This window comes from Tullyiplasma multilocale ATCC 49900 (assembly GCF_000483165.1).
Lineage (GTDB): Bacteria > Bacillota_I > Bacilli_A > Mycoplasmatales > Mycoplasmataceae > Tullyiplasma > Tullyiplasma multilocale.
In genome coordinates this window covers 227,515-246,201 of record NZ_KI519557.1, presented here as the reverse complement: position 1 = coordinate 246,201, position 18,687 = coordinate 227,515, and the positions used below count along the sequence as shown (strand labels likewise).

18 protein-coding genes are annotated in these 18,687 nt (G+C 28.3%); 5 read left to right on the top strand and 13 right to left on the bottom strand.

The window, feature by feature from the left end:
* The first annotated feature begins 5 nt into the window (after positions 1-5).
* Positions 6-1,340 (top strand): Y-family DNA polymerase, encoded by a 1,335-nt coding sequence (locus G319_RS10015; RefSeq protein ID WP_051350893.1) that lies wholly within the window; start codon positions 6-8, stop codon positions 1,338-1,340.
* A 13-nt stretch (positions 1,341-1,353) separates the two neighbouring features.
* On the opposite strand, the gene G319_RS10010 is transcribed toward G319_RS10015, so the two are convergent.
* From G319_RS10010 to holA, 6 genes are all read right to left on the bottom strand, one after another.
* Positions 1,354-1,782, bottom strand: coding sequence for an ASCH domain-containing protein (locus tag G319_RS10010; protein ID WP_026389793.1), 429 nt, complete (start codon positions 1,780-1,782; stop codon positions 1,354-1,356).
* A gap of 15 nt (positions 1,783-1,797) precedes the next feature.
* Positions 1,798-2,346: a dephospho-CoA kinase gene (locus G319_RS10005; RefSeq protein WP_026389792.1), complete on the bottom strand. Its 549-nt coding sequence runs from the start codon at positions 2,344-2,346 to the stop codon at positions 1,798-1,800.
* 1 nt (position 2,347) lies between these two features.
* Positions 2,348-2,629 (bottom strand): hypothetical protein, encoded by a 282-nt coding sequence (locus G319_RS0104055; protein ID WP_026389791.1) that lies wholly within the window; start codon positions 2,627-2,629, stop codon positions 2,348-2,350.
* Between the two features lie 43 nt (positions 2,630-2,672).
* On the bottom strand, positions 2,673-3,269 hold the full coding sequence (locus G319_RS10000; protein ID WP_026389790.1) for a sigma-70 RNA polymerase sigma factor region 4 domain-containing protein: 597 nt from the start codon (positions 3,267-3,269) through the stop codon (positions 2,673-2,675).
* Positions 3,270-3,370: 101 nt separating this feature from the next.
* Positions 3,371-4,828: a hypothetical protein gene (locus G319_RS09995; protein WP_026389789.1), complete on the bottom strand. Its 1,458-nt coding sequence runs from the start codon at positions 4,826-4,828 to the stop codon at positions 3,371-3,373.
* 2 nt (positions 4,829-4,830) lie between these two features.
* Entirely contained in the window at positions 4,831-5,784 is a 954-nt protein-coding gene (gene holA / locus G319_RS0104040; RefSeq protein ID WP_026389788.1) for a DNA polymerase III subunit delta, read from the bottom strand.
* A 151-nt stretch (positions 5,785-5,935) separates the two neighbouring features.
* On the opposite strand from holA, the gene rpsT reads away from it, so the two are divergent.
* Complete coding sequence (rpsT, locus tag G319_RS0104035) at positions 5,936-6,181, top strand: 30S ribosomal protein S20 (RefSeq protein WP_026389787.1); 246 nt, start codon at positions 5,936-5,938, stop codon at positions 6,179-6,181.
* Between the two features lie 59 nt (positions 6,182-6,240).
* On the opposite strand, the gene G319_RS09990 is transcribed toward rpsT, so the two are convergent.
* Together G319_RS09990 and G319_RS09985 are read right to left on the bottom strand one after the other, a co-directional pair.
* Positions 6,241-6,639, bottom strand: coding sequence for a hypothetical protein (locus G319_RS09990; RefSeq protein ID WP_026389786.1), 399 nt, complete (start codon positions 6,637-6,639; stop codon positions 6,241-6,243).
* A gap of 163 nt (positions 6,640-6,802) precedes the next feature.
* Positions 6,803-8,593, bottom strand: coding sequence for an MBL fold metallo-hydrolase (locus tag G319_RS09985; protein WP_280123376.1), 1,791 nt, complete (start codon positions 8,591-8,593; stop codon positions 6,803-6,805).
* Positions 8,594-9,045: 452 nt separating this feature from the next.
* On the opposite strand from G319_RS09985, the gene G319_RS09980 reads away from it, so the two are divergent.
* Positions 9,046-9,501 (top strand): nuclear transport factor 2 family protein, encoded by a 456-nt coding sequence (locus G319_RS09980; RefSeq protein WP_026389784.1) that lies wholly within the window; start codon positions 9,046-9,048, stop codon positions 9,499-9,501.
* A 28-nt stretch (positions 9,502-9,529) separates the two neighbouring features.
* Here the strand turns inward: G319_RS09980 and G319_RS09975 are convergent, their stop codons facing one another.
* From G319_RS09975 to G319_RS09970, 3 genes are all read right to left on the bottom strand, one after another.
* On the bottom strand, positions 9,530-10,165 hold the full coding sequence (locus G319_RS09975) for a PD-(D/E)XK nuclease family protein (protein WP_026389783.1): 636 nt from the start codon (positions 10,163-10,165) through the stop codon (positions 9,530-9,532).
* Between the two features lie 51 nt (positions 10,166-10,216).
* On the bottom strand, positions 10,217-10,783 hold the full coding sequence (locus G319_RS0104010; RefSeq protein ID WP_026389782.1) for a hypothetical protein: 567 nt from the start codon (positions 10,781-10,783) through the stop codon (positions 10,217-10,219).
* 101 nt (positions 10,784-10,884) lie between these two features.
* The gene (locus G319_RS09970; RefSeq protein ID WP_026389781.1) at positions 10,885-11,208 is read right to left on the bottom strand and encodes a hypothetical protein; all 324 of its coding nucleotides are present in this window, start codon (positions 11,206-11,208) and stop codon (positions 10,885-10,887) included.
* A gap of 150 nt (positions 11,209-11,358) precedes the next feature.
* On the opposite strand from G319_RS09970, the gene G319_RS04810 reads away from it, so the two are divergent.
* The gene (locus tag G319_RS04810) at positions 11,359-12,387 is read left to right on the top strand and encodes a S66 family peptidase (protein WP_035358887.1); all 1,029 of its coding nucleotides are present in this window, start codon (positions 11,359-11,361) and stop codon (positions 12,385-12,387) included.
* A gap of 25 nt (positions 12,388-12,412) precedes the next feature.
* Here the strand turns inward: G319_RS04810 and G319_RS0103995 are convergent, their stop codons facing one another.
* Complete coding sequence (locus G319_RS0103995) at positions 12,413-15,058, bottom strand: valine--tRNA ligase (protein WP_035358885.1); 2,646 nt, start codon at positions 15,056-15,058, stop codon at positions 12,413-12,415.
* Positions 15,059-15,443: 385 nt separating this feature from the next.
* Here G319_RS0103995 and G319_RS0103990 point away from each other — a divergent pair, with 385 nt between their 5' ends.
* Entirely contained in the window at positions 15,444-16,505 is a 1,062-nt protein-coding gene (locus tag G319_RS0103990) for a DUF4238 domain-containing protein (RefSeq protein WP_026389779.1), read from the top strand.
* A gap of 255 nt (positions 16,506-16,760) precedes the next feature.
* Here G319_RS0103990 and G319_RS09965 read toward each other — a convergent pair whose 3' ends face one another.
* The gene (locus G319_RS09965) at positions 16,761-18,662 is read right to left on the bottom strand and encodes a cation-translocating P-type ATPase (protein WP_280123379.1); all 1,902 of its coding nucleotides are present in this window, start codon (positions 18,660-18,662) and stop codon (positions 16,761-16,763) included.
* Between the last annotated feature and the right edge of the window lie 25 nt (positions 18,663-18,687).

Here is an 18,687-nt window from a genome sequence, read left to right as displayed (position 1 = left end):
GACATATGGATGGTAAAACACATAAAGTGATATTCCATTTAGATATGGATGCCTTTTTTGCTGGATGTATTCAAGCAAAATACAAACAATATCGTAATCAACCAATTGTTGTTTCTGGATTTGAAAACCGTAGTATTATATCTGCGGCTAGTTATGAAGCTAGAAAGTATGGAATTCATGCAGCAATGCCATTATTTGAAGCCAGAGAACTTTTTCCTGGTGTAATTCCAGTAGAGGCAGATTACCCCTTATTTACCCAATATTCGCAAGAGATTTGAGAGATTCTTTACACTAAATTTACCAAAAGAATCGAGGTAGCTTCAATTGATGAATGTTATATGGATGTAACTCACGATTGAAAGAAATTTGGTTCACCAAGAAATATGGCGATCAAAATGCAAGAAGAAATCTATAACCAATTAGGGTTAACTTGTTCAGTTGGAATATCTTCAAATAAATTCTTGGCAAAAATGAGTAGTAAAATGATGAAACCAAATGGGATAACAATAACTAATCCAAATACTTTTTATCAAAAAATTTGACCAATGGAAATTGAAGAAATGTTTGGAGTAGGGGTAAAGACAGCAAAAGTTTTAAGAGATAATAATATCAATAAAATTGGAGATCTAGTAAAAGTAGAAGATGAAGAACTAAAAAGCATTTTAGGGGTTTTTGGTCCAAGTTTAAAACAAAAAGCCAGTGGTCTAAGTTCTGATGTTGTTTTATTAGATAACAATGATTTAAAATCAATTTCAAATGAAGTTACTTTAGATTTCCCAACCAATGATGTAGATGAATTAGAAGACATTATCTTGCATTTATCAAATCACATTCATCTTCGTGCCACAAAGCGTCGAATGAAAGCCAAAACAATTAGCATTATTATTAGGTATCGTAAAAAAATGGCGGTGTTTGATAAAAGTGAACATCATAAAAACCTTCGTAAACAACAAGGTTTCGGAGAATATACCAATGATTTTGAAGACATTTATTCAGCTGCTAAAGCATTATTCAACGAAGTGTTTGACACTGAAAGAGAAATTTCTTTAATTGGGGTTGGTCTATCAAATCTTCAAAAAGAAGGAAAACTATCTGTTCAAGAAACTTTTGATCTAAATCAAACCTCTAAACATGAAAAAGATATTTCTTTCAATCCTGTTGTAAATGATTTAATGAATAGAATTAATCAGGAGATTGGTAATAAATCAATTACTAGTGGAACTGATTGAGAAAAGCAATTTGAGTTAAATAAAGCTCAAGGTAAATATATTAAAAACTATGATACTCATATCTCTAATAAAGATATTAAAAATAGACGTGATAAAAAAGGTTCAGACTAACATCTGAACCTTTTTATTTTTCTAAATCATTTAAATCATCTTGGAAGTCTTGGTTTCCTAAGAATTGATATCCGGTTGGTATTTTAAATCCAAAAGCTTTATCTAAATAATCAAAGCTCATTGGTTTTTCAAATTCCACCAACTCTTTAATTTTAATAGCAAAAGTTCCTTCACGTTTTCCGATCAGTTCTTTCATTATGTTGTAGTTCGAATCATAATCATCGTGCATTTTAGCATCAAAATCACAAGCTTCTTCTTTATCTAATCAAATCACTTCTTCAGGTTTAATATAACCCACAATTGCATTTTGAGTTTTAGGAACAAATAAATATATTTTATCTTCACTATTAACTCTTGGGAATTTAAAACGATACTCTACTGTTTTCTCCCCTGCTTTTATTTGATCAAAAAATGTTTGATTCATTGATATTACTAAATTCATTTATTCTCATTTCTACTATTTAAAAATAGTTGTTATTTGTTTAATAAACCCTTTTGTTGAATCTATTTCACTTGTTGGTACTGCTCCAGCCAATAATTTAAGTTGTTGATCAATAATACCTTGAGTTTGATGTTTATCTTTGCCATCTCTTTTAAGCACTCTTTCAAGGTTTATTTCAGTATTTGGAGTAGTTATCAGGATTTTGTGATCAAGTCTCTCATATAGGCTTATTTTGGGCAAAATAGCCCCTTCTATTACATAACCAAGTCCAGGTTTAATCATTGATTCCACATAATCATTAATAGCTGGTCATGTAATTGAATTGATGGTATTTGCATAATCTGGATTTGTAAAAATTTTCTCTCTGAAAAGATTTCTGTCAATCACATTATTATTAATAACCTTTGGATCAAATGATGCTATTTTTTCTAAAACATCTTCACGATTGATAATTATTTTAGCAACATCATCTAGGTTAATGTTTTCGGCATTCAACATAGCACTAATTTTAGCCGCGACCGTTGTTTTACCACTCCCGATTAATCCATAAATTCCAATTAACATATTATCACTCCCTACTCATTAAACTAAGTTGTTTTTCAGCAGATACTTTTGTTGCTGTAATTATTAAATTAGATGTTTTATCAATGATGAAGTAAATATCTGTATTAGAAGCTGAAATGTAAATCTCTCTTCCTATTTCAAAAGATTTAGTAGATTTTCTAATATGTTCCATAACAGCTGCTTTTACTTCATAATCAGCAGCATCTTTAAGATTTAGTCTTTCACGACAACGTTGAAGACCATGATATGAAAAATTGTAATTGTGTTTGTAATAATAACTCATAAAAAATCTCCTATTAAGGAGATTATAATATATTTTAGTGTCTTTATTCAAAATACGGTCTTAATTCGGTGATTGTCTTTTCAAGAATTCTTGTCATTCGATTTCGGGAAATATTTAAATCATCACAAATACTTTTTCGAGAATGTCCTTCGACATATTTTCTAAAAATAACTTCAGCAAATTCTTCATTGGTTTGGGCAAAATATTTGCGTAGACAATCTTCATTGGAAATATTGGTAGCAAAATCGTCTTGATATTGAGGATTGTTGCCATCTTGTTCAACAAACATCTCAAGTGCTTGGTTTAACACTTTGTATCTATTGTTAATGTAAGTGACACATGCATCCATGCATTTTCAATAGATGGCATCTACCAAAAATGAAAGAAAATTTTTTCTAAGTTTTTTTGTATTAAAAATTTGTAAACTTTTCTCAAAAGCGCTTCAAGCAGCTAATTCTAAATCAGATTTTTCTAGAGGAAGGGATTTGAATTTCATGAAAGCTTTATTTATTGCATATTCAACTGGTCCTTCATAAATTTTAAATAGCCTTACTTTGTCTTCTTCACAAAGGTTACTTAATCCAATCTTATTGAAGTGACTAAATTGTTCAAGCAGTCTTTTGGATTCGATAATTTTCATATTAGATATCCTTCTAACAAATTTACCAATTTCATTTTCCCAATTTAAAAATCACAATGCAATATCTTTTTACAAAGAAAAAGAGAGATTTTCCAATCTCTCTATTTGTTATTGTCCTTTTTACCAAATACTTTTTTAATTCATAATGCAAATTTAGATTTCTCTTTAATAATTACATCATTATCATCTTCATAAAGTGATTGATCCATTGTATAACTTTTTCCTTGCATAGCCATTCCAACTGCATTTTGGAATTCCATGTTAGCTCTACCAATTTTTTGTCTATCTAATTTTGGATTCATGATTAATAATACAATTCCAAACGCGATTGATACACAAATCATCGCAAGTGCCACTACCATTAGAGTAGATCCTGCATCAAATTTAGATGCGTTATTGCTGTACAATAATGAGAAAAAGTCTTTAAATTTATCACCATTAAAATCCGCTAATACAGTATCGAAATTTTTATTTCAAACTCTTTCAATGTTATCGATTGATACCATGTTTACGATTGTAGCAATATTAATTCCGAAGAACATTATCATGAAAATAATTGGTCACATTCCAGCTTTATATTTCATTCTCATGTTGTTTGGTTTTTTAAATGCATCAAAAGCAATATAAACTGATGGTAAAACAATGAAGATATAACTAAAAATGTTCATTGTTGAGAATCCAAATGTTCCCGCTAGAGAAACTGAATTCGGGAATTCACCAGTATAGTTATCTTTCAGAACTCAGAAAGGACCATCATTTCCAAATAATTTAATTGCATAGTCTTCTGTTCTAACTTCAATTCTTGTAGCCATCACATATGATAAACCAACAATTAATAGGATTGAAGCAATAATACTTACAATTGCTAATCCCATTTTAGCAAATGGCATTCAACTTGGTTTTCTATCAAATGGATAGAAACGAGGATCTTGCATTGGGTGGATTGGCATGTTGTTTACAAAGTTCTGTTGTGGGTTAAATCCCATTCCAGGACCAAACATTCCAGCTCCAGCTCCCATGTTACCCATATTTTGTCCTTGGTTAGGATTTTCATTTACTTTAACATCTTCTGGGTTAACTTTTTCAACTTTAGCCTCTTCAGCAAGTTTTGCTTCTTCTTTAGCTTTAGCTTCTAATTCTTTTTCTTTTCATTTTGTTTTCATTGTTTCATTTAAAACTGAGTTAAATTTAACATCTTCAACTGTGAAATTAATTGAGTCATCAATTAATTTAGTTCTTGGAGTTTTAAAGTTTTTAACAATATAAGTTATAAATTCTGCATATTCAGCATAAATAGAATCAAGATCTTTGTTTTCACTTTTTTCAATTCTTTGCTTTAGTCCAGTAATCTTCACGATTGATTTACCAAATTCTTTGGCTCATTTAACTTCGTTAAGTTCTTCGTTAAAATCTATTTCTAAAGCTAACATATTGTTAACTTGAGTAATAAATTTATCTTTGAATTCTGTGTTTGAATTTAAGTAATAACGTAGTTTTTCAACTTTGATAACGTTATTTAATAAATGTGCAACACTAGAATAAATTTTATTTGATTCCATATTTACCTCATTATCTTTACAAATTCATATTCAGTTATAACCTCTTTATCGATTTGATCTGAGATTATCCCCTTTTGAATTTTATATAACAATTTAATTTTATCATTTAATTGTTTGATTTTAATATTATTAATTTCACAAGCTAATTTAACACGATAAGGGTGAGCTTTTAATAGTTCTGCAATTGTAGCTTGTGATTTACCTTGACCCCTCATTACCAAGACATCTCTTGTGAAGGAAATGTTTGCCAATATTAAATTTATTAAACCAAAAATATCATCATTTAATAATAAATAATCACGATACAACTTTAAAAACTTCTCGATATCATTTTTGATAAAAGCATTTGAAAGTTCAAAAATATCTGCCTCTAAATATTTAGTTAGAGTATCTTTAATAATGTTTTCAGTTAATGGTTGATCTATTTTTGATAACTTGTTTAATTCATTATTAATTATTAACATGTCATGTGGAAGATTCATAAAGATGAAGTTAATTAATTTGTCACTAATTTCTTTACCTTCTTTTTCAACCATAAAAGTCTTAATGTATTTCTTAATCGTATCTTCAGTCATTGGAGCAATGTGTTCAACTTTTGCCAACTCATTAATTCTTTTGGCAATCTTTAACTTTTTAGAAAACTTACCAGAATTGAGTGTAAATATTATTTCAACGTTTGGATTAGGATTCTTTAAAATGAATTCTAATTTCTCTAAGCTGAAATCTTTATTAAGATTTACTTTATCTTCATTTACAAATCAAGCATCTTTCAAAATTACAATTTTGTTTTCAGCAAAAATAGAAATTGTTGTGATTGTTTCAACAATTTCGTTGAAACTATCTTCAATTAAAGAAAAGTTATGAATTTCAGCTTGTTGATCCTTATTTAGGAACTTAACAAGTTTATTTGTGGCTTTACTTAATAAAAAATAATCTTCAGAATATATGAAATGCATTTTATCGTCCTCAAATCTATTATTTATATTTTAACTTTTTTATCATTAAAAAAATATCTTTTTTATACAAAATAATTACACACTATAACTTAATCTTTGTTATAATTTATTTTGTATTGACGATTATATAAACAAAAGGAGTTGAAAATATATGGCAAACATCAAATCTCAAAAGAAACGTGTTTTAACTAACGAAAAATCTCGTTTAGCAAACAAAGCTTTTAAATCAGAAATCAAAACTGCAATTAAAAAAGCTTCAATCGCTAAAAAAGAAGAAGCAGCAAACGCAGCTGAATTAGTTACAACAGCAGTAAGCTTAATTGATAAAGGGGTTAAAAAAGGAATCCTAAAAATGAATAAAGCAGCAAGAGAAAAATCTCGTTTAATGAGTGCTTAATTATTTTCAATTAATCATTATTAATAATAAAAACAGCAATCTTCGGATTGCCGTTTTTATTATGCGTGATTGCAGTTACATTTAAGAATTGATTTAGCACCTTTAGGTATTACAAGAGCATTAATCCCAAATACAGCTTCATTAAGCATTGAGATCGCTCCTTCAATTACATCCAGTCTAGTTTCAATCTTATCTAACCTATCTTCAATTTTGTCTAGTCTACCATTTATCATTCCAAATTGTCTCAATACTTCGATTTGAAAATCCTTTTGTAACATTGGTTCCTCCACTTTTAAGGCTATATTAATGATTTTTCATTTAGCCTTTAGATAATTATTAATTTTAGTTTTCTCTTCATCTGTTAATACTTCGATATTTTTGAATCATTTTTCTTCGAAAACAAATTCCAAATCTGAAATGCTTTCGAAATTGAATCAAAATACTTTTGTTGTTTTCATATGTCTCCTTTCGATAAGTGAACACATGAAATTGATCATTCTATATTGTTAGTATAGCAATCAAATTACACTTTAAAAAGATTTACTTGAAAGTCCTTTTGTTGTATTGATAAAAATATCAATTTCACTTATCCATTAAGTATTAGAGATTTTTTAAAAATATTTACCATTCCAAAAAATTTAAATTAGAAAGATTAAAACCTCAGTTATAATTTCCTGCCGTTATAAAATAAGGTATTTTAAAGCTATTCAAAGTATTTATTGTCTCTATATTAGGAAATTGTAATCGCCCCTTACTATGACCACTTATAAGGGCATAAACAGGATTAATTAAGGATATGAATTCTGGTGATGAGCTAGTTTTTGAACCATGATGTGGTACTTGTAAAATATCTACTCTTCGTTCTTTCAATTTATTAATAAACTCTTGATTGTTAATAAAATAATTCTCAGTTTGTTTTTCAATATCTCCTGTAAAAACAACTCTAGTATCATTTATATCAACAATATAAACACTTGAAAGATCATTTTCACTTATGGCATAAGGATTATCAAATTTGAATATATCAATTGAATTAAAACTAAAATGATAAGTATCAAATTCTCTAGTTATGATTTGCTTTATTTTTATAACTTCATCAATTTTTTCAATTCCATTATAGTGGTCTTGGTGATTGTGAGAAACAAAAATTGCATCAACTTTATTTATCCCTTGATATATTAGAAAATCAGCCACTGTTGATTTGCTAAAACCAGACCCAACTCCTGCATCAAATAAAAATGTTTGAAACCTTCATTTAAAAGATATAACAAAAGCATTTCCGTTCCCAACGTTTAACATATCCAATCTAATATTTGGCTTAAGAATCCATCATATTAAAATTAAGAGAAATAACATTACATATTCTAAGATAATGATTTTATGTTTTTGATATCTGAGATTAATAACCTTAAATAAAATTAGGTAGTGCAAGACAAAGACAAACGATGGCAAACTCCCAATATTTATAAAGAATGAAATCTTATTCATTATGATAAGAACGTTATAAGTTACATAATCCAATAATGTATAAACACTTTGAATTCCTGGAATAAATCAGGTCAATTTCACTAAAAGTGAGTTTAATTCTATTAGAGGATAAATCAAAAAGATATTTAATTGATTGAATAAGTTTAACCGATAGGTGAAGTATATTTGAAGTGGTAAAAAGACAACCGATAAGGTAATTAGTTGTTTTACAAAACCCTTAATCCCCTTTTTCTTGTTATTGATTCATAAGTATAAATAAGCTATCGATACATATCAAAATCCTTGATTCAACAAATATCAAGGATCAATCATTAAAACAAGATATACCACTGTCATTCGTTTAAATATTTGGTTTAAATTAAACTTAGAATAATTTAGAATGTTATTTAATGTTTTAAAGATTAAAACCCTTAGAAAGACATTAGGATAATTTAATAGATATATTCAAAACCACAAAATTGCAAGAATTACAGATTCTGCTTTTCTTCTTCTTTGGTATTTTTTAATTGGATAAAGCACAACACTTAAAGATACATAAAAACTCAACCCATTGAAGTTTGTTAAAAAACCAATCCCTAAATTATTTAGTTCCTGATTAATTAGTATGTCTTTGCTTTTATCATTTAACAAAAATAACTTTATTGAATCATTAACATCAATACCATTAATTCATTTCCAGAAAAGATAGCGCATTCCTGTTGTTGGAAGTATTCTGATATTAGGTTTTTTAATCTGATAATTAACATTATTGTTTTTGAGATATCCCATAAAATCAAAACTATAATAATTACCATTACCAACAATCGATTCAACTTCTCCAGAAACTAATATTTTTTGATATTGTAAATAACTGTTTTGGTAAATACTTATATAAAAGTCTTGTCGATTGATTCTTACAATAATATAGCTTTTAGTCGATTTCATAATTGTGGCTGGTTCATTATAAAAATGTTCTTTTTTATAATTATTATTGATAATGAGAATCTGAAAAACCAGAATAACAATAGTTATTAGATATATCAAAATAAACAATTTATAAAATTGCCTTTTAAATATTAAGGTTGTAATCAGACATGAAATTGATATCATAAGTATTCATCAATTAATTAGTAATCCAGCTATTAAAGTTAATATACTAATACTAAAAAATACTAGATGAATGTTTGCAAAGAAAAGGTTCTTAGAGAATTCCTTTCTTAAACTAAACATTTATTAAACCATCTCGTATCAATGTTCCGATAAACAAACCAATCAAGATCATCATTATGATAATTGCTATAATACTTTTCTTCACATATAGTATTAGGAATAAATTTCGAAAAGTGCCCAATAAAAAGACTATAATTAACATATGTGCAAACATTAAGGGGAATATTATGAATAAAAAAGAATTAATGGAAAGTTTTTATGAAGCCTTCTCAAAAGGTGACTGAAAAACTATGAATTCATTTTATGCAGATAATACTACATTTACAGATTCAATTTTCAAAGGGTTAAATCACGAACAAGTAACGGCAATGTGAAAAATGTTATTAGAAAATAATGAGGATATGTCAGTGGAATTCACTATCATCGAAGACAATGATGACTTCAAAGTAAATTGAATCGTCACATATAAATTTGGTCCAAAAAGACGAAAAGTTATAAATTCAGTTTTAGCTTCATTTGAAATTGAAAACGATAAAATTGTTAAACACAAAGACGAATTCAATTTTTACAAATGATCAAAGCAATCACTGGGTTTGGTTGGTTTCCTATTCGGATGAACTAAATGATTCAACAAAAAAGTCGGAGTTGGAGCTTTAGAAAAAATAAATTCAAACATTAAATAAAAATATCGCCCTTTATAGGCGATATTTTTTATAGGTATTTATCTAAAATTAAATTCATTTTCTCTTCAGCTACATTTTGTAACTTTTCATCAAATGAATAATGTTCGACATTTTTAGAATTATAAATTTCAAAGACATCGATTTTATCAACATCTTCAAAGATATCAGTTAATAATTTTTCATAGAATTTTAGTTGTAAAGATTCTTTGTCTTTATTTAATCTAGAAGTAGTTTTGAAATCAACTAAATGTCATTTATCATTAAAATCTTTATATAGTAGATCAAATGTTCCATTAAATTCACCATTTGATAATGATACTTCACTATAAATTTCTTTGGCTTGGATTTTTTCTAAACCATCTTTTATTCATTGGAACTCACTTGTATGAGTTCTGATCGGTCAACCATTGTATGTATGATTACATTTACCCAAGTCTTTATTAATAATTCATTTACTTAAACGATCATGAACACAAATCCCCTTCTCAATCCCGGCTTTTAAAGCCTCTTCTGGGATGTTTACTGGATTAAATGGGTATAAGTTATCAACTAACTTAGTAACACTCTTTAATTGAATTATTTCGTTTGTTTGAGTATTGTAGTATTCGTGCGTTTCTTCATTTAACTTAACTAATGGATTTGCATAATATTCTTGTATTTTCATCTTTACCTCTTAACTTATTATATTTTAACTTATATTATTTATTTGTTTGGTTTAAATTTCCCATTCTTTTAAACACTTATTAATAATTGCATCATTTTCTTTTATAGTATTAAAACAAATCGCTCTGATTAAGATTATTATCACCACATTCAAAAGAGTTGCAATTCAAAATAGAAAAATGATAACAGGTCAAACTATCAAATCTAATGCATCAAATGATTGGTAAAATTGTAATTTGAAAATTCGTGACACTATACTTTTGGGTTTTGATGTATTAAAAATTTCATTATACAGTCTTTTACTTAAAAATAAGGTTGCTAATATCTTTATCCCAACAATCACAACATCTGGATACTCGCTGCATATAGATCTTTTTGCTTTACTGTAAACACACAAGATCCATATCATTTTAATTCCGGTGAAAAATAACAATATGCCAAAACCGCCCGCTAACTCTCCAGAAATTTTTGAGCTAGGTTGTGTCGCCAGAACAATTAAAGTGATTGTAGCAATCATAGTCAAAGTAAATAGAAATATTGCCAAAATACAAAAACTTTTTAATTGTTTTAAAAAGCCTTTAAAAACTTCTTTAACTGCAGTAGATAAAATCTTTTCCATATCAACCTCTTCAACTACATTGTATATAAGAATTCCAATTTTCTATAATTTCAAAAAAACTTTTAGATAGATAAAAAATAAAAAAACCCTTTCAGGTTTAATTAGTCTTGATTTTCATTTTGGTAATGTCTTGTAGAATTTTGTCTAGATATTTGTGAATTAATTGAAGGTTGAGCTATAAGAATGCAAATTCCTGCAATAAAACTTAAGAATAAGATAGATAAAATACCTAAGGCATCATGTCTAATTTCATTAGGTGTTCCATATTCATCCATAGCTTTTTTAGTAGCGATTGTCATCGGGATACCTCAAGCTAATGGGATTATCATAACCCCTAAGATGATAGTACATACTAAGTTCATAATGAAAGCTATTAAGTATGGGTTAAATTCATTTCTATTTTGTTCGTATGGTTGATTGTTCATGATCTTCTCCTATATTTATATATACATATTATAGCAAAGTGAGGGTATTTATTTGAATTTGGTCAAATAAATACTTTCTAATGATTAAAATAATATTCTTGTATTTATTAATCATAAGGTTTAAAATTGATTAACAACAAGGGGGTAATTATGTTAAAGATAAAACATTTGCAAAAAGGCGATAAAGTAGCAATAGTTAGTCTTTCAAGTGGAATGCTTGGAGAAGACTTTTGTAATCATACTTTAGAAATCGGTACTGCTAGACTTGAAGCATTAGGATTGGTTCCAGTTTTTATGGAGAATTCTTTAAAAGGAATCGAATATGTTAAAAATAATCCAGATAAAAGAGCATATGATTTGAAGGCTGCATTCTTAGATGATGATATCAAAGCCGTTATTTGTGCCATTGGAGGAAACGATACTTTCTTAACCCTTGCCCATTTATTAGATGATCAAGAATTTATTGAGGCTGTTGAAAATAACCCGAAAATCTTTTTAGGATATTCTGATTCAACAACAAATCACTTCATGTTTAACAAATTAGGATTACCTACTTTTTATGGTCAATCATTTGTAACTGATATAGCTGAATTAGACACAAATATGCTAGAGTATTCAGAGAAAGCATTCAAAAGATTGTTTGATGAAGAATTCGTAAATAACATTAACTCAAGTCCAGTTTGATATGAAGAAAGAAAACAATTTGGTAGTGATCAAGTTGGTATTTCAAGAATCAAACACGGAGAAGCTCGCGGACATGAATACATCAACTGAAGAAATGACATTGAAGGAATTGTCTTTGGAGGATGTTTAGAAAGTATTTATGAAATGCTGAAACCAACTCAAGGAAACATTCAAGAAGAAATTTTTGATAAATATAACTTATACCCTGATTTAGAGTATTGAAACAATAAAATATTATTCTTAGAAACTAGTGAAGAAAAACCAAATCCAGAAACATTTGAAAATATGATTAAAGCAATTGACGATACTGGAACTTTAAAAGTTATTCAAGCTCTAATTTTTGCTAAACCTCAAGATGAAGTTTTTTACGAAGAATATAAATCTATCTTATCTAAGTATGCAAATAAATATAATCTTCCTGTTATTTTAAATATTAACATCGGTCATTCTTATCCTAAAACAATTTTAAAATTGAACCATAAAATTAAATTATAAAAAAAGAGCTTTGAAAGCTCTTTTTTTATAGACTATTTAATTTGTCAACAATTGCAGTTAATTGTTCTTTATAAGCTTCATACTTAGCTTTCTCTTCAGCAATCTTTTCAGGATTTGCTCTTGAGATAAAGTTTTCATTATTTAACATTTTTTCAGATCTTGAGATTTCGTTTTGTAATGAGTCTCTTTTTTCTGTCAATTCTTTAATTAACTCTTCTTTATTGATAAATGAATCATTTGCAACTTCTAAGAAGTATTCTTCAATTGATAAAGAAGTTGTATCTGTTGAAGATAATGTTTCAATGATTGTTGAGTTAACAAAACCATTCAAGAATTCATTAATATTTGATGTATAACTATCAAATATATTTTTATGAGTTTCATTTAAGTTTGATAAGCTAAACTCTAATGCGATTGAATTTTTGATATTGTTTTTATTTCTAAATTCACGAACTACTGTAATGATGTTAATTACTTCATTGATGTAGTCTGTTGTGAAATCAAACTCTTGTTCATTTCATTCTTCATTCATGATTGAATCTTTTAATCCTAGTTTTGAATAAATTTCTTCTGTTACAAACGGTGTATATGGATGCAACATAATTAAAATATTTTTTAGAACATAGAATAAAGTTTGTTTTGTTGTTCTTTTAGCTGCTGAGTTATCACCATTTAAGTTAACTTTAGCAAATTCGATATATCAAGAACAATATTTTGATCAAACAAAATCATAAACCAATTTACCAGCTAAGGCAAATTCATATTTATCAACCAATGTTTTAACTTCAACTTGAACTTTACTTAATTCATTTAAGATTCACTTATCAATTGTTGAACTTGGTTCAACATTGTTTTTAATATCTTCAATAAATGTATCGTCCATTTTGAAATCTTCTTCAATATTCATTAAAACGTATCTTGAAGCATTTCATAATTTATTAATGAAGTTTCAAGCGCTTCTTACTTTTTCATTTGAATATTTAATATCTAGACCAGGTGTTGAGTTTGTTAATAAGAAGAATCTTAAAGCATCAACTCCATGTTCTTCAATAACATCAATTGGATCAACTCCATTACCCAACGATTTAGACATCTTACGTCCTTGTTCATCTCTAACTAAACCGTGAATCAGAACATCGTTAAAAGGTTTTGAATCAGTGTATTCCATTGTTTGGAAAATCATTCTAGCAACTCAGAAGAAGATGATGTCATATCCAGTTACTAATACTCCAACTGGGAAGTATTGTTTGAAGTATTCGCTATCAAATCCTTCCCCACGCATTAATGTAGCAAATGGTCATAATCCAGATGAGAATCATGTATCTAAAACATCTTCATCTTGTTTTCAGTTTTCGATATCAGTTGGAGCTTCATTTCCAACATACATTTCCCCTGTTGTTTTGTTATATCATGCAGGAATTTGGTGTCCTCATCATAATTGACGAGAAATCGTTCAATCATGAGCATTTTCCATTCACTTGTTTAATACATCATTAAAACGTTCTGGGAAGAAATTAATTTTTTCATCACTGTTTTGTAAATCTAAAATCATTTGAGCAAATGAATCCATTTTAACAAATCATTGATCAGATAAGTAAGGTTCAACAACAGCATTAGTTCTTTCGCTAAATCCTACTTGGTGAGTTATTGTTTCGGCTTTGATGAATGTTTGAGCAATCGTTGTTAATTCGATGATTTTTTTACGTGCTTCAAATCTATCAAGACCTTGGTAATCAGTTCCACCCATTTCATTAATAGTTCCATCTTCATTCATACATACTGGTTTTTCTAAACCATGACGAACTCCAATTTCAAAATCGTTAAGATCGTGAGCTGGAGTACATTTCATAACCCCTGTTCCAAAATCAACTTCAACGTAATCGTCTGCAATAATTGGTAATACATCTCCATTAACTGGATTAATAACATTTTTACCAATTAAGTGAACATATCTTTCATCAGTTGGATTAACTACAATACATTGATCTGCAAACATAGTTTCAGGTCTTGTTGTAGCAACTTCTAAAAAGTCATTTGTTCCTTCGATTTGGTATTTAAAGTAGAACATTGAACCTTCTACTTCTTTATAAATTACTTCAACGTTAGAGATTGCAGTTTTTTGTTCTGGATCTCAGTTAACGATTCTTTTTCCTTTATAAATAATTCCATCATTGTAAAATTTAACAAAGATTTCTTTTACTAATTGATTAACGTCTTCATCAAGAGTAAATTTTTCAACTGAGTAATCTAGAGCAAGTCCCATTTTAGCTCATTGTTGTCTAATTGTTTGGGCATACTCTTCTTTTCATTTTCAACACTCTTCTAAGAATTTTTCACGCCCTAAGTCGTAACGACTAATTCCTTGTTCTTTTAATTTAGCCTCAACTTTAACTTGTGTTGAGATTCCAGAGTGATCCATACCAGGTACATAAAGTACATCATGACCAGTTAATTTTTTAAAACGAATAATAGCATCTTGTAAGCTTCCGTCTCAAGCATGACCGATGTGCAATTTTCCAGTTACATTTGGTGGTGGAAGAATAATTGAAAACTTAGGTTTTGCTGATTTTGGATCAGCTTTAAATAAACCTTGTTGGTTTCAATTATCATATTTCCCCTCTTCTACTTCAGTTGGATTATATTTAGTTGCTAATTCTTTATTTTTATCCATAATGTACCTCACATTCAATAATATAATTTTACAATATTATACCTACTTAAAAAACACTTAAGGGTAATAAAAAAACATTAATTTTATAGACGAATGATCCAACTTGTAAAACTTTTTTATGTATTTTCAGCAAAGACAAGTTTAGTCACTTGATGGCACAACGCTCATTGATAAAAAAATATACAATGAAATTACACCCTGCTTTCACCCCTTGCCCCTTAAACCGAATAAATAAGTATATCTAAAAATTTATTTTAAATAACCTTTTGATTGAATTAATTATGCTATATAATGTTGTTTGGTAACAAAATTTCAAATTTAAATGTTAAAAAGTAACAGAATATAAGTCCCCTATAGGGCCTAGAATGAAAAAGGCGGAGATAATATGACCAAAATTAAAAGACAACATTTCTTACCAAATTTTATAATCAAAAGATGATCAACAAAAATCCAAGATAAATCTTTTTTTAATATTTTAAAATACAATGAAAAAAATTCAGAAATTGTTGAAATAAGATCACAAGACGATCCATTCTTCAGAAATTATTTTTACGAATCTAATACAGCGGGTTTTGACTTTAATGAGATAGAAATAAAATTAGGGAAAATTGAACAGAAATATTATACTATCAGTGAAAATATTATAGGAAATTGAAAAAAGTACAATACTATTAGAATAACAAGGAGCGATCTGTTAATTATTAAATTATTCATGATTGTCCAAATGGCTAGATCGGAATCTCAAATTATCAGTTCAAACGATTTAGACGGTGATTTTTTATTTAATAATTTAATGGAAAAATATAGTCCACAAGACATCAAAGATGCTCAATTAAAAAATTTGAATTTTTATTATTTATTATTTGAATCTATCGAAAATAAGCAATATAATGGCAATCTTGATTCGATATTACCAAATGATGAATATTACAAAAGTGAATTGTTTATTAGACAAGCAATAAGAGTTCTGGAAAATTTTTTAAAGTATACTTTTCTTAATTTTTCAGAAATAGACACAAATGAAACAAACAAAAAATATATTCTGACCGACCATGGACCGATTTATGCCGCAGGCACAATAACACACACTCCTTTGGTACATTTTTATCCATTAACTCCAACCATTTGCCTTTCGTTAACAAACAAATTTTTGGAAGAAAATACATATACCGAAAAAATATTTCATGCAGATAAGAAAATATTTAATTCTAATTTCGAGCTTGAGGACATCTGGAAAAGAAACTATAGGGTTAAATATAAAGACCACAAAAATGGTCCCCACCTTGATGATGAATTTATATACAATAAAAATATATTTAGTGAAAGGCAGATTAAAGTTATTAACGGTATTACAAAAGTCCAAGTCAAAAACTATTTAATATTTATAAACGAACAAGACTATACTGATGTAGCACCTTCTTATAGGTCTGAGGATGTCTTGAAATAAGAAAACTTTGAATAAGTGTAAAAAAGTTTTTACACTTATTTTATTTCAGAATTATAAATATCAACATCTATTTTATAGTTCCAGTCAATTATCCTTCTCAAAATATATTTTTAGAAATAAATTTTTTCAGCCTCTTTAAATTATCTTTTATCACCTAATTTAATTGATACTTAGTTAATTCAATTCTAAATTTTGCAAACATAATTAAGTCAAAACTTCAAAGAGTATAAAAAAACCTTCTTACGAAGGTTTTTATTATTTATCTTCTGCTTTGCGTTTTTTTGCTGCAGCAATTTCTTCTTTTCTATCGTTTTCAATCATTGTGTTAATTAATTGACGATTTGTTTGTCATGTTTTAGGTGACAAGTGGTATGAGTAGAATGTAATTGCATCAGTTAATAAAATTCCAGTAGCTGGAACCAATCCTAAAGCTAATGAAGCAAAGATTACTCATAAGTTATCGTTTGTTCAACCAGCAATTTCAATTCCGTTTATAGTTCTTGTTCCATAATGAACTAATCCAAAGATTTGATCATTTAAACCAGGAATAAATACTACCATTAAACTTAATCCGAAAGCAATTAATGAAGCATATACTAAAGGTAATGAAACTAACATATTTACATGTTTAGATGCTTTTCAGTTTGAAAGTTTAATCAAGTGAGCAAATAACAATGGTGAAGTAACGGTTGTAATAAACATAGCTGTTCTACCAAATGAGATAAAGGCAGTTTTATCAACTAATTTTAAAGCATTATCTCTTGCTAAATCAAATCAAGAACTAAAGTCAGTTCCTGCAACTTGGTTTCAAGCTACCATATCTACAGCTTCCATTCCGATAAAGAATGCTGAGATTGAAGCTAATCCTGAAAATACTCCAATTTTCAAGATTGGTAACATCAATCCTTTTAATAATCCATTTTTACCAGTCATTGGTTTAAGTTTCATTAGAGAACTGTCTAATGGCCCCATTCCAATAGCAATAGCTAAACATGATTCAACAATTAAGTTAATGAATAAAATGTTTGTGGCTTCTAATGGTGATAAGTGGAATAATAGTGAAATCACAAAGATTCCAATAACGTTAGCTAAGTTGAATCCCATCAATAGAACAATAGCACGTCTAATTTTTTGATATACATTTCGACCTTCATTAACTCCAGTCATAATTGTTGCAAAGTTATCATCTGTAAGAATAACATCAGAAGCTTGTTTAGCCACATCTGTTCCAGTGATTCCCATAGCAACCCCAATTTCAGCTTGACTTAAACTTGGCGCGTCATTTACTCCATCTCCAGTCATTGAAACAATGTTTCCTTTACTTTGTAAGGCTGCTACAATTCTAACTTTATGTTCAGGGTTAACTCTCGCAAATACTTTAATGTTATCAATTACTCTTACTAATTCTTCATCAGACATAGATTCTAATACTTCAGAAGACATTACTTCGTATGGTGTATAAGCTAAATCTAAATCTCTAGCAATTGCTAAAGCAGTAATTGCATGATCTCCAGTAATCATAACTACTCTAATTCCAGCAGCATGAGCTTGTTCAATCGCTTGAACAGCTTCATTTCTAACAGGGTCAATCATAGCAACAGCACCAATAAAGATTAATCCACTTTCGTAGTTAGCTTTATCTTTTGCTGGTTTGTCATTATAAGCAAATGCCAATACTCTTAAAGCATCATCACTTAAGTTAAGAGCTTGTTTTGAGATTTCTTTGATGTGATCTTCAGTTAATTCAACTACTTCACCATCTAGATAAATTCGGTCACAAACTTTTAATAATTGATCAATTGCTCCTTTTGTGAATGAAGTAACTTTTCCATCAATGCTATTTAATGTAGTCATTAACTTTCTTTCACTGTCAAAAGGAATTTCGTCAGTTCTTAAGAATTGAGCTCTTGTTTTTTGCTCATCAATTCCCATTAAATCAGCATAATCAACTAATGCTAATTCTGTTGGATCACCAATTCTTTCAGTTCCCTCGGTAACTGAATCATTTGGTAATACTAATGCACGTAAGAAGATTTCTTTATGCTCATCCATATCGAAACCTTCATATTTTTTAGCTTCGATAATCTTATTATTAATAATAACTTTTTTAACTGTCATTTTGTTTTGAGTTAAAGTACCAGTTTTATCTGTACAAATAACATTTACAGATCCTAATGTTTCA